Source organism: Fructobacillus americanaquae (assembly GCF_024029775.1).
GTDB lineage: Bacteria > Bacillota > Bacilli > Lactobacillales > Lactobacillaceae > Fructobacillus > Fructobacillus americanaquae.
On record NZ_CP097122.1, the window covers coordinates 1,018,441 to 1,030,606 of the forward strand.

11 protein-coding genes and 4 tRNA genes are annotated in these 12,166 nt (G+C 44.3%); 13 read left to right on the forward strand and 2 right to left on the reverse strand.

From position 1 onward, the window contains the following. The first annotated feature begins 14 nt into the window (after positions 1-14). From M3M36_RS05010 to M3M36_RS05045, 8 genes are all read left to right on the forward strand, one after another. Positions 15-407: an FtsB family cell division protein gene (locus M3M36_RS05010; RefSeq protein WP_252773507.1), complete on the forward strand. Its 393-nt coding sequence runs from the start codon at positions 15-17 to the stop codon at positions 405-407. A gap of 68 nt (positions 408-475) precedes the next feature. Beyond that, positions 476-1,783: a tRNA lysidine(34) synthetase TilS gene (gene tilS, locus M3M36_RS05015; protein WP_252773508.1), complete on the forward strand. Its 1,308-nt coding sequence runs from the start codon at positions 476-478 to the stop codon at positions 1,781-1,783. After that, on the forward strand, positions 1,783-2,319 hold the full coding sequence (hpt, locus tag M3M36_RS05020; RefSeq protein ID WP_252773509.1) for a hypoxanthine phosphoribosyltransferase: 537 nt from the start codon (positions 1,783-1,785) through the stop codon (positions 2,317-2,319). The genes tilS and hpt overlap by 1 nt, the downstream gene beginning before the upstream one ends. A gap of 62 nt (positions 2,320-2,381) precedes the next feature. Continuing rightward, positions 2,382-4,460 (forward strand): ATP-dependent zinc metalloprotease FtsH, encoded by a 2,079-nt coding sequence (gene ftsH, locus M3M36_RS05025; protein WP_252773510.1) that lies wholly within the window; start codon positions 2,382-2,384, stop codon positions 4,458-4,460. 72 nt (positions 4,461-4,532) lie between these two features. Beyond that, complete coding sequence (gene hslO / locus M3M36_RS05030; protein ID WP_252773511.1) at positions 4,533-5,483, forward strand: Hsp33 family molecular chaperone HslO; 951 nt, start codon at positions 4,533-4,535, stop codon at positions 5,481-5,483. A 131-nt stretch (positions 5,484-5,614) separates the two neighbouring features. Next, a complete protein-coding gene (gene lysS / locus M3M36_RS05035; protein WP_252773512.1) occupies positions 5,615-7,102 on the forward strand; it encodes a lysine--tRNA ligase in 1,488 nt (495 codons plus the stop codon). 77 nt (positions 7,103-7,179) lie between these two features. Beyond that, a tRNA-Asn gene (locus M3M36_RS05040) sits at positions 7,180-7,252 on the forward strand. A gap of 347 nt (positions 7,253-7,599) precedes the next feature. Beyond that, positions 7,600-8,856 (forward strand): MFS transporter, encoded by a 1,257-nt coding sequence (locus M3M36_RS05045; RefSeq protein ID WP_252773513.1) that lies wholly within the window; start codon positions 7,600-7,602, stop codon positions 8,854-8,856. 106 nt (positions 8,857-8,962) lie between these two features. Here the strand turns inward: M3M36_RS05045 and M3M36_RS05050 are convergent, their stop codons facing one another. Continuing rightward, entirely contained in the window at positions 8,963-9,532 is a 570-nt protein-coding gene (locus M3M36_RS05050) for an NADPH-dependent F420 reductase (protein ID WP_252773514.1), read from the reverse strand. Positions 9,533-9,724: 192 nt separating this feature from the next. Here M3M36_RS05050 and M3M36_RS05055 point away from each other — a divergent pair. The 3 genes from M3M36_RS05055 (at position 9,725) to M3M36_RS05065 (ending at position 10,511) form a co-directional block, all read left to right on the forward strand. Further along, positions 9,725-9,797: transfer RNA gene (locus M3M36_RS05055), tRNA-Asn, on the forward strand. A gap of 4 nt (positions 9,798-9,801) precedes the next feature. Beyond that, positions 9,802-9,874, forward strand: a tRNA-Thr gene (locus tag M3M36_RS05060). Between the two features lie 178 nt (positions 9,875-10,052). Then, positions 10,053-10,511: a GNAT family N-acetyltransferase gene (locus M3M36_RS05065; protein ID WP_252773515.1), complete on the forward strand. Its 459-nt coding sequence runs from the start codon at positions 10,053-10,055 to the stop codon at positions 10,509-10,511. Between the two features lie 204 nt (positions 10,512-10,715). Here M3M36_RS05065 and M3M36_RS05070 read toward each other — a convergent pair. Next, positions 10,716-10,801: transfer RNA gene (locus M3M36_RS05070), tRNA-Leu, on the reverse strand. A gap of 127 nt (positions 10,802-10,928) precedes the next feature. Here M3M36_RS05070 and M3M36_RS05075 point away from each other — a divergent pair. Together M3M36_RS05075 and tpiA are read left to right on the forward strand one after the other, a co-directional pair. Then, positions 10,929-11,270: a bZIP transcription factor gene (locus M3M36_RS05075; RefSeq protein WP_252773516.1), complete on the forward strand. Its 342-nt coding sequence runs from the start codon at positions 10,929-10,931 to the stop codon at positions 11,268-11,270. Next, complete coding sequence (gene tpiA, locus M3M36_RS05080; protein ID WP_252773517.1) at positions 11,267-12,037, forward strand: triose-phosphate isomerase; 771 nt, start codon at positions 11,267-11,269, stop codon at positions 12,035-12,037. The genes M3M36_RS05075 and tpiA overlap by 4 nt, the downstream gene beginning before the upstream one ends. The last annotated feature ends 129 nt before the right edge of the window (positions 12,038-12,166 follow it).

Here is a 12,166-nt window from a genome sequence, read left to right on the forward strand (position 1 = left end):
TAAGGAGTGGGGCAATGGTAGAAACTGAGCACCGACAATCGAATATTCGACCGTTAAATGCTCGGATTGCCAAGCAGATTGCTGCCTCTGATGCCCGTCGCGAAGCCAGTCGTAGGCACTATGCCAGGGCTCACCACTTACGGGAACGGCGGATTGTCTTAGTCGGCCTTGCCGTCGCGGCGGTTTTCATGGTTCAACTTGTCATGGGGCAGGTGCGATTGCACGCTGCTAATCAAACGTTGACTAAGTCCGAATTGGCCCTTCAAGCTGTTCAAAAGCAAAATAAATCCTTGAAGAAAACGGCGAACCAATTGAATGATCCAACTTACTTGCAACAAATTTTGCGTGATAAGTACGGATACTCACGTAAGGACGAAACAATCTATAACTTACCGGACAAATCTTAATTATTTGTTTGAAAGCCACCCTGGATAAGGGTGGCTTTTTCTTTATGACAATGGGTAAAATAAAAGCGATGAAGAAAACGATTGCACAGACAATTAAAGAAACAGAATGGCCAAACAAGGTGGTGTTAGCGGTCTCTGGTGGTCTCGATTCGATGACTCTTCTTGACTCATTGCGTCGTTATCGGCCGGAGCTGGATTTGGTCGTTGCCCATGTCAATTATCAATTGCGTGGTGCTGCTTCCGATGGCGATGAGGCCTTTGTGAGAAATCAGTGTCAGGATCGCCAAATTCCCTGTTATGTTAAAAAAGTGACAGCGCCAGGAAAAAACGGCGTTGAGGCTTGGGCGCGAAAAATACGTTACGATTTTTTTGATCGAGTTGCCCAAAAAACTGGTGCCAAGGCTATTATCCTGGCCCAGCACCTGGATGACCAGGTGGAAACGCTACTGTTACAATTAATTCGGGGTGGCGTAGCCCAACATAAGTGGGGAATGTCGGGGCAATCAAATTACTATTTGCGACCCTTTCTTGATTTTTCAAAAGAAGAGCTGAAAGCTTACGCCCAAGAGCACCAAGTCAGTTGGCGGGAAGATGCGACAAATGCAGATCCGAGTTATACCGGCCGTAACCAACTGCGCCACGAAGTTATTCCGGCCTTGATGGCTATTAACGCCAAGGCAAAAGACCATTTAGTTGATTTTGCCAAGCAGGAGGCTGCTGACCAAGTGTTGTTACGGGAGCAGGTGAAAAACTTTTTGCCGATTTTTCAGACTGATTTTCAGCGGGTGCCAAGGCCCTGGTGGGCGAAAACCGTGTTGTTGTGGTTGCAAAATCAGGGAATCTATCATGTTAAAAATGGACAGTTGGCTGCTATTTTGTCTCTATTGGCCAATGAACAAAAGCCAAATGGTCAGGTTGATTTGGGGGATGGTTGGCTGGTGGTGAAGGCTTATTCTCAGGTTCAACTGGTAAAAGAAGAAAAAACTGCAAAAAATGGCCGAAAGCCCGAAGAACTTGTGTTAAAATTAGACCAATGGCAATTTTTTGACCGTGGCCAGCTTTTGTGGACACAAAAAAAACCGCAAAAAGCTGATCAAGCTCTGGTTTTACCCGAACATTTGGTAGGCGATTTAACGTTATCTTTGGCTCAAAAAGCTGATCGTGTCCCTCTGAAAATCGGCACAAAATCAGTGCGTCGTCTCTTGATTGACAAAAAAATTCCGGTCACATTACGGGAGAAGACCTGGCTATTAACAGATCAAAGTCAAACAGTTTTGGCTGTTTGGTTAGGTCAACAGGTTTGGTACCTGCCCGCCGGACGTGATCGTCCGAATGTAGCTAAGCAATGGTTAGTATGGCGAATTGAGGAAAATTAGTGAATAACGATATCGAAGAAGTATTATATGACCAAGAGCAAATCCACGAAGCAGCGGTTCGCCTTGGTCAAACCATTACCAAAGACTACGCGGGGAGAAAGCCCCTCGTTTTGTCAGTGCTCAAAGGGGCGTACCTTTGGACGGCGGATTTGGTTCGTGAAATCGACTTGTACGTTGATTTAGAATTTATTAAAATTTCCTCCTACCACGGTGGGGTAACATCGTCCAATGAAATTCAGTTGGTAACAGATGTCCAGTCTGATGTTGCTGGACGCGATGTTTTGATTTTAGAAGACATCGTTGATACAGGTCAGTCCTTGCTATTTTTGAAGGACTTACTTAAAGATCGTGGCGCTAACTCCGTGCAGGTCGCTACGTTCTTAGACAAAAAGGGTGGCCGAAAGATTGAAATCGATGCCGATTATGTTGGCTTCGACGTTCGTAACGAATTTGTTGTTGGTTATGGTTTGGACTATGCAGGCTTGTATCGTAACTTGCCTTACGTTGGTATTCTGAAAAAGGATATTTATAGTTAACATCCATTTAATCTCACACCCGTATAATTTATAGCAACTTTTATCAAGATTGAGGACTCCCGATGAAAAAAAATAACGGTGGCTTCTTTAGAAGCTCGTTTCTATATGTCATCATCTTCTTGGCGGTTATTGCCGGAATTTACTCACTAGTTGGTGGGTCAAGTGGCGGAACAAAGACGTTATCATCGTCTGATTTCGTTAAGCAATTGTCTGACAAAGAGATTGACTCTTTCACAATCCAGCCCGGTAACGACGTTTACACGGTGACTGGAACTTATAAGAACAGCCAAAAGTCATCATCGACTGGTCAAGGATTGAATAGCCTTTTGGCAAATCAGACTTCGACAACGAAGTTTTCAACTTCTGTTTTGGAAAATGATTCATCATTGAAGCAAATTACTGATTTGGCCAAGAAGACCAACACTGATATGACGACCAAGCCAGCACCATCTTCTGGCTTCTGGTTGAACTTGATTATTTCAATTGTGCCATTGCTCTTGATTGTTGGTGTCTTCTACTTGATGATGTCCCAATCAAGCGGTAAGGGCGGTCAAGGCGGCATGATGGGGAACTTTGGTAAGTCAAAGGCCAAGCCTTCTGATCCGAAGGACAACAAGATTCGCTTTGAAAACGTCGCTGGTTCTGATGAAGAAAAGGAAGAACTGGTTGAAGTTGTTGAATTCTTGAAATCACCAAAAAAGTTCGTGGATATGGGCGCCCGGATTCCAAAGGGGGTTTTGCTTGAGGGCCCTCCCGGAACAGGTAAGACATTACTAGCAAAGGCTGTTGCCGGTGAAGCCTCCGTACCATTTTTCTCGATGTCTGGTTCAGACTTTGTTGAAATGTTTGTCGGTGTTGGAGCCTCCCGTGTCCGTGATTTGTTCGAAGAAGCAAAGAAGGCTGCCCCTGCCATTATCTTTATCGATGAAATCGATGCCGTTGGTCGTCGCCGTGGTTCCGGTGTTGGCGGTGGTAATGATGAACGTGAGCAGACTTTAAATCAAATCCTGATTGAAATGGATGGATTTGAGAACTCTGAAGGGGTAATCATTCTGGCATCAACCAACCGTTCTGATGTTTTGGATCCAGCCTTGCTTCGTTCAGGTCGTTTTGACCGCAAGATTTTGGTTGGCGCTCCTGATGTTAAGGGTCGTGAAGCGATTTTAAAGGTTCACGCTAAGAACAAGCCATTGGCACCGGCCGTCGACTTGAAGGCAATTGCCCATCAAACGCCTGGTTATGTTGGGGCTGATTTGGAAAACTTGTTGAACGAAGCGGCTTTGTTGGCTGCTCGCCGTGACAAGAAGTTAATTGACTCCGCTGACTTGGATGAAGCAGAAGATCGAATTTTCCAAGGACCTGCCAAGGCAAACCGGGCAATGTCCGAGTTGGAACGCAAGACAACTGCCTTCCACGAAGCCGGTCATGCTTTGGTTGGCTTGGTTCGGTCAAACGCTTCCGTTGTTCGGAAGGTGACAATTGTGCCGCGTGGACGCATTGGTGGTTATGCTTTGATGACGCCAAAGACGGACCGTTATAACATCCGTTATTCAGAAGCTAAGGAACAATTGGCTGGTTTGATGGGTGGCCGTGCCGCCGAATTGGCAACATTTAACGAAGCTTCATCGGGTGCTGCTAATGATTTCCAGCAGGCAACGAATTTGGCCCGTCAAATGGTGACGGCCTATGGAATGTCTGAAAAGTTGGGAATGGTCCAACTTGAAGGAAATGCTTCGGTTGGCTATAGCGAGCAGGGTGGCGCCCAGTCATATTCAGACGAAACGGCTGCATTGATTGATGAAGAAGTGCGTCGTTTGACAAGGGAAGCCTTTGAAGAAGCAACCAAGATTTTGACGGAGCACAAGGACAAGTTGGCAGCGATTGCCAACGCCTTGTTGGATGTGGAATCATTGGATGAAAAGCAGATCAAAGACATCTACGAAACCGGTCACTTTACCAAGAAGGGTGAAGAAGACGAGGAGGATGCCAAGTCATTTGATGAAACCAAGGCTTCCTTGGACCACAAGGAAGACGAAGTGGAAGATGAAGAGCAAAAGGGTGATGAAAACCCAACAAAGCCTCTTGACCAAAATGATGAACAAGCTGAATCCGCAGACGATACGACCGACTCAGATCAATGAGTTTTTTAAAAAAGTTGGCTTAGGCCGGCTTTTTCTTTTACAATAAAGACAAGAACAGATAAAGGAATTTTTATGTCAGATCAATTAATTAAGGTCATTACAAAAGACGAGGCCTTCCGTGCCTTTGCTATTGACGGGACAAAGTTAGTCCAAGAAGCAGCAAGTGCTCACCATGCCTCACGGATTGCAACAGTCGTTTTGGGACGGGCATTGCTAGCAACAGAAATCTTGGCCCAGGCAACCCTGAAGGGCGAGGAACGTCTTGGCGTGAAGATGGACGGTAAGGGGCCGATTGGTAACGTTGTGACGGAAGCAGATGCGCATGGGGCAGTTCGTGGTTATGTAACGAACCCTCAATTGGAACCAATCGTTAACGATGATGACCAATTAAACGTGGCTGGTGCTGTCGGCAACCATGGTTCTTTCCAAGTGACAAAATTAGCGCCTTATTCAAAACCCTACCTCGGTCAATCAATTATTGTTTCTGGTGAAATTGGTGATGATTTCACTTATTATTTGACCCAATCTGAGCAGATTCCATCCGTGATTGGTGTCGGTGTGACCATGAATCCGGATGACACAGTCGCATCTGCTGGCGGTTTTTTGGTCCAGGCATTGCCGGGAGCAACAGAAGCCCAGTTGGATCAATTAGATGAGCACTTGCAGCAGATGACACCACTGTCGCAGTTATTGTCTGAAAAGAAGGGACCTCTAGCAGTTTTGGATGATCTTTTGGGTAAGGATAATTATACGTCTTTGTCTTCCGTGGCTGTTGGCATCGCCGCTGAGCCGCCAAAAGAGGCCTATGGTGAAATGCTAGCCACGTTACCCTCTCATGAAGTTCAGGCAATGATTGATGAAGATGGTGGTGCAGAAGTTGTTGGTCGTTTCTCAGGGAAGAAGCACTATTTTGAAGCCAGTGAACTAGAAAAAATCTTAAGCAAGATTCTAAAGCGTGAAGCCGAAGTTGAAGAAAAAGCTGATGAAAAATCAGATTCGGATCACGAAAAGAGCGAAGACTAACGTTAAGAAAAATTGAGAAAAGACGATGAGACGGGCAAACCAGGCGGTTTGCCCTTTTGTCTTGGCCGTTGTTTTGTTATACTGGAACAAGATAAATGAGCGAATATTCGCCGACAGGAAGGTAGATAGATATGGCTGAAGAAAAAGCCTTAAATGATCAAATGGTCGCCCGCCGTCAAAAGATGAAGGCGCTAGTTGCCGATTTGAACATTGATCCATTTGGACATCGTTTTGACCGAGACGCTTTGGCAGCGGAACTCCATGAACAATACGATGGGAAAACACAAGAAGAGTTAGAAGCAAACCCAGTTGAGGTGATTATTGCTGGCCGGATGGTTGCCAAGCGTGGCGCTGGGAAAGTTATCTTTGCTGATGTCCGTGACCGCTCAGGTGAAATTCAGGTTTATGCTCGCCGTGATGACTTGGGGGATAACTACCCAATCATTAAGCGCGCCGATTTGGGTGACTTCTTAGGAATTAAGGGTCAGATGATGAAGACTGAGGCCGGTGAATTAACCATCTTGGTAACCCACTTGACTCATTTGTCAAAGGCCTTGCGCCCAATGCCTGATAAGTTTCATGGTATTTCAGACGTGGAAACGCGTTACCGTAAACGTTATCTTGATTTGATTGCCAATAAGGATTCTTTGACTCGGTTCCAAAACCGCTCAAAGATCGTTTCAGCTATCCGGGCCTTTATGGATGGTCACGATTTCTTAGAAGTCGAAACACCTATCTTGCAAACGCAAGCTGGTGGTGCCGCCGCTAAGCCGTTTATTACTCACCACAACGCCTTGAATATTGATATGTACATGCGAATTGCAACTGAATTGTATTTGAAGCGTTTGGTTGTTGGGGGAATGGAACGGGTCTATGAAATCGGTCGGATTTTCCGTAATGAGGGAATGGATCCAAAGCACAACCCAGAATTTACGACCTTGGAATCATATGGCGCCTATTGGGATTTCACAGACGTAATGGACGAAACAGAAGGCATCTTCCGTGCTGCTGCTAAGGTTGTCCATCCTGATTTGCAAGTGAACTATCAAGGCACTGCCATTGATTTGTCAAAACCATTTGCTCGTAAGCATATGGTTGACTTGATCAAGGAAAAGACTGGTGTTGATTTCTGGCCAGAAATGACGGTTGAGGAAGCTCGCCAATTAGCGGACGAACATCATGTCAAGTATGAACAGTACTGGCAGGTTGGTCACATTATCAATGAATTCTTTGATAATTTTGTTGAAGATACTTTGGAACAGCCGACTTTCGTCTATGGTCACCCAGTGGAAGTGTCGCCATTGGCAAAGAAGAATGCAGATGATTCACGCTTTACAGATCGATTTGAGCTGTATATCGTTGGTTCTGAATTTGCTAATGCCTTTACCGAATTGAACGATCCAATCGATCAGCGAGCACGTTTTGAAGCTCAAGCAGCCGAACGTGATAACGGTAATGATGAAGCCGAAGGGATTGATGAAGACTTCTTAGAGGCTTTGGAGTACGGTATGCCACCTACCGGTGGCTTGGGAATTGGAATTGACCGTTTAGTCATGCTGCTAACGGATGCCGCTTCCATTCGTGATGTCGTGTTGTTTCCAACGATGCGGCCAGAATAACTTTTTATTTTGCTAATAAATAGTTGACACGCTTGGCTTGATTTTGTATACTTATATAGTTGAGCCAAGCGCTTTATTCCGACTTAGCTCAGTTGGTAGAGCACCTGACTGTTAATCAGGTTGTCGCCGGTTCGAGCCCGGCAGTCGGAGTATAAAAAAGATCAGACAGAAATGTCTGGTCTTTTTTTTGTCGCAATGGCTTCTAACTTTAGCGGTAAAAATTAAACATTTGTCTTCTACAAGGAAGAATAAAAAGGATCAAGACGAAGGCTAAGAAGTAATACCAGCAAAAATTGTATTAACTTGCCCACGAATATGGACAGAGGGAGCGGTTAATTGTATATTTTGCGATAATTTTCTATGAGAGGGATAATAATTGTCCTTGTTGACTAAGACCAATGGCGCTATACTAGTTGTTAGTGTTTTGCCAATCGTGGCAAAAACGGAGAAATAATTTGCGTCTGTGAGCGCTAATTTTGAAAGGAAGTAAATTTAATATGGCAGATGTTTCCCCTATGCAGAACACAGAGGTTTTGCATCACAAGCATTTTTCTAAAAATCAGAAGTTAACGCTATGGTCGACAACGGCTGGTTTTGGACTTGAGAATATGGATGTCATGTTCATTTCCTTTGCTTTATCTTCAATCATCGCATCTTTGCACATTAGCAATTTTGCGGGTGGGTTGATTGCCACAATTTTTTCAATTGGAACGTTGGTCGGTGGCTTGAGCTTTGGAATGTTGGCTGATCAATTTGGTCGTGCACGGATTTTTACGAGTACATTGGTCATTGTCGCATTGGCAACAGCCGGAATGTACTTTGCCCATAATATTTGGATTTTATATGCGTTACGCTTTATTGTTGGTGCAGGAACCGGTGCCGAATATAGTGCCGGCGTGACAATGGTGGCCGAAGCATTTACGGGAAAGAAAATCGGGCGTTTGATGTCCATCGTGCAAATTGGTGGACAAGGTGGGTCAATCTTGGCTGCCCTTGCAGCGGCAGTAATCATTCCTCGTTGGGGCTGGAATGCTTTGTTCTTAGTCGGCCTTTTGCCGGTTGCGTTTGCATTTTTGATTCGAATCCACCTGAAGGACAGTCAAGAATTTGAGCAAGCCAAAGAACAGCGACGGGCCAATCAGCAAGAAACAATCCGCGTCCCCCTTTTAGCAGTTTTTCAAACGCCGGCGATGGCTCTGCAAACAATCGGACTGATTTTGATGATGATGGTTCAAACAGGTGGTTACTACGGCTTAATGAACTGGTTGCCTAAGATTATGCAAAAGCAATTAGGTCTCTCCATTTCGTCATCTTCAATGTGGATGATTGCTACCATTGTCGGCATGTCTTTGGGCATGTATGCCTTTGGTTTCATTTTAGATTACTTTGGTCCACGGTGGGCCTTTGGCATTTTCTTGGTTGTTGCAGCCGCTTCCGTTTATTTGATTCCAATGGCCAATAACGCTTGGTCATTACTATTGATTATGATGATGGTGGGCTTTTTCTCTAATGGTATGTATGGTGGTTACGGTGTTGTTGTTTCCCGATTGTATGGGATTGATGTCCGTGTGACCGCTAATTCTGTTGTTTCATGTGTTGGAAAACTCTTTGGCGGCTTCTTTCCGGCCTTGATTGGTTTGATGATGGATAAGACATCACTTTCAGTGGTCATGGTGTTCTTCTCAGCCATTTATCTTTTTTCTTTCTTGATTATGCTACTGATTCCAGCATTAGGTAAGAAAACTCAATTTTAATAATGAATACAGCAAAAAACCAGGTAAAATCTGGCAAATTATTCCATCAGTTCAAGACGTTAGGGAGTGATTCGCAGGTTAACCTGGTTTTTTAAGTATTAAACAATTATTTGATCACGGCGAAACCACCAGTCCAAGCAATTTGCTTGGTAACGGCTAAGGTCATTTGCAAGAAACCAATTGATTCTAATTCACGGGCACGACGCAAAGCTCCGGCATCAACAACGTCAAGGTCGCTTCCCTGAAAGGCTTTTTGCAACAATTCTTTGCTGTCCTTGTTATCACCAGCAGTCAAAACTTCAACAGGGTTATTGCCAACTTTACCAGATACGATGTTGGCCGCAAAGATGGTATTAAAGGCTTTTAAGACGTGACTGTCTGGTAAATCAGCTTGTAATTGGGCAGTTGCTGAAGAGTCGGCTGGAACGTCCAAGCTGTCAAAAGTTTTAAAATTAACAGGGTTGGTAGTTTCAACAATTGTTTTGCCGGCAAATTTTTGTTGGTATTCTTTGGCAATGCTTGTCAATGCGCTGTAAGGAACAGCCAAAATAACTAAATCAGCAACCGTGTCTACCTTATGTTCTGTTGTCACGTAGTCGACTTGGTTGCCGGCTTTTTCTAATTGAGCGCCAACGGCTGAACCGATATTTCCTTTACCAAAAACAGTAACATTCATGTGCAGTCTCCTTTTCAATCTAATGATGCCTACATTGTAAGACGGCACTGTGTCAGTGTCAAAGTTTGTCCGTGGATAGTGGGGTCGGTCTCGGATGATTTTCTAAAAAGTTAATAAAATAATGTATGAAAATGATTGACAGTCCCCGCTGCAAATGGCATAATATAATAGTTGTTTTAAACGACAAGTCATTCCGACTTAGCTCAGTTGGTAGAGCACCTGACTGTTAATCAGGTTGTCGCCGGTTCGAGCCCGGCAGTCGGAGTTATGCCGATGTAGCTCAGTTGGTAGAGCACGGGTATCGTAAACCTGGGGTCGAAGGTTCAAATCCTTTCGTCGGCATCATGAATAAAAGCTTGAAAGCTAACAGTGGGAGCAACCTGCTGTTAGCTTTTTCTTTGTTCCTTACCTTGCTTATAGCTGTTAATTTTTGTATTCTAAAACCATTATGTAAAAGGATTAACCTGCTTGAAAAGACCGGGGCTAAGGCTTTTACTGAGATAGGGGAGGAATTAGATTGATGTGGCAAATTAAAACTTTTAATGAACTCAGCAATCGTGAAATTTGGGCGATGTACCGTGCCAGGATGGCCGTTTTTGTTGTTGACCAGCACATTGAGTACCAAGACGTTGATGAGCAGGATCTAACGGCCCTGCATGTCTTCTATGAAGAAGATGACGAATTGTTGGCTTACGCCCGCATTTTCCAAAAAAGCGATGACACAGTAACCTTTGGCCGGGTACTGACCGTCAAGAAGGCCCGTGGTAAAGGCCTTGGCAAAGCCCTGGTTCAACAATTAATGGATGTGATTGCTTCCCGCTTTGTTCAAGACAAAATTGAAATTGAGGCTCAACAGCATGCAATTGGCCTTTATGAGCGGTTTGGCTTTGAGGCATACGGCGATACTTTTTTGGAAGTTGGCGTCCCGCATCAGATGATGGCTAAAAAAATCAGAAAAAGTCAAAAAAGATCTGAATGAATTCTACACATAATCAGTATTAATACTACAAGGGCACGTTAACTTTAGGTTGGGTGGTCTCGAACTGATGCGAGCCTAAAATTAACTCGCAAGCGGGAATTTTGGACCATTTCAAAGAAAAAGCACTCAAACAGTTAAGTTTGAATGCTTTTATATTAGTTGCTACCAAATGGTTATAAACACTGGTATAGCAGTGTTTCATTATGCGGCTGGCGGGAGTCGAACCCGCACGTCCTAAAGCGGACACAGGATCCTTAATCCTGCGCGTCTGCCAATTCCGCCACAGCCGCATGTATTAATACAACTATCAAATTTTACCTAGAATTGTTATTCTTGTCAAGCGCTGATCTTCTTTCTTCTTTTTATTCGGTTTTAATAGTAATTTTTGTTAAAATAGACATTGATTGGAGAATACCTATGAAGTTATTTAATTGGTCGAACAAAAAAGACCAGCAAGACAAAGAAATCCAAACGCAGGTTGATTTCCTGCAGGCTGAAAACGATCAGCTCTTGGACCAAGTTGAGTCCTTAAAGCTCGACATAAGTGAAGCACGTAGTGAAAACGAGCATTTGAAGGAAGCTTTGAATCGGTCAACCTTCCGTCAGGGGTTAATTAAAATGACCATTGGCATGGCCACTTTAATTGTCTCTTATGCGCTTTTGGTTTTGGTTGGAGAGCGCAATACCAACTTGCCCTGGCTATTGTTGATTGAGGCTGTCTTCTTGTTCTTGATGCTGAATCGGGGAGAAAGTAAATGAGTGCGCAGGACCGGCAACCATTTGTCATAGCCAATTGGAAAATTAACATGATGCCGGACCAGGTTGCTCCCTATCTGGATACTGTTTTACCCGCTTTGACAGGTGAGAAGGAAGTTGAAGTTGGCATCGCCGCGCAAGACCTGTATTTAAGCCAGATGTTGCAGGCTGCAAAGGGAACTCCGCTAGCAATTGTTGGTGAAAATTCTCATTGGGAAGATGATGGTGCTTTTACTGGTGAAACGTCACCAAAAGCTTTGGCAGCACTTGGCGTTGAATACGTTTTAATTGGACATTTTGAACGACGAAAGTTTTTTAATGAAACGGATGAGACGGTGAACTTAAAAACGTTAGCAGCGCTGCGCAATGGTTTAAAACCGATTGTCGATTTAGATGAAGACTTGTCGGTTTACGGCCACCTGGTGCCTGAAAAGGTTATCTTAAAGCAGTTACAGGCAGCTCTTGATGGGGTTACGGCAGCCGCAATGGCGCAAGTAACGATTGCTTATGAACCAACATGGGCAATTGGTTCTGGGTCAGCAGCATCGGCTGATCAGGCTCAAGAAGCAGCTGCTTTAATCCGACAAAGCTTAGCTAATTTATACAATCGAGACTTGGCTAATACCATTCGCATTCTGTATGGTGGCTCAGTGACGCCGAAAAACGCACCTGCTTTTTTATGCCAGCAAGACATCGACGGGATCCTGGTCGGTAAGGCCGCCTTGGATCCCAGACAGTTTTTGACCCTGGTGGACCAGGCGAAAAAGTAAAATTAGTTCTCAGACAAATCTGCCAAACCGTTGGCTAAGCTAGAAAGAACCCATTTTTCCTGTTCATTTTACCTGGTAAGGGTGTTATAATTTAGTTGGTTTTATAAATATTAACCACAGACAAAAGGA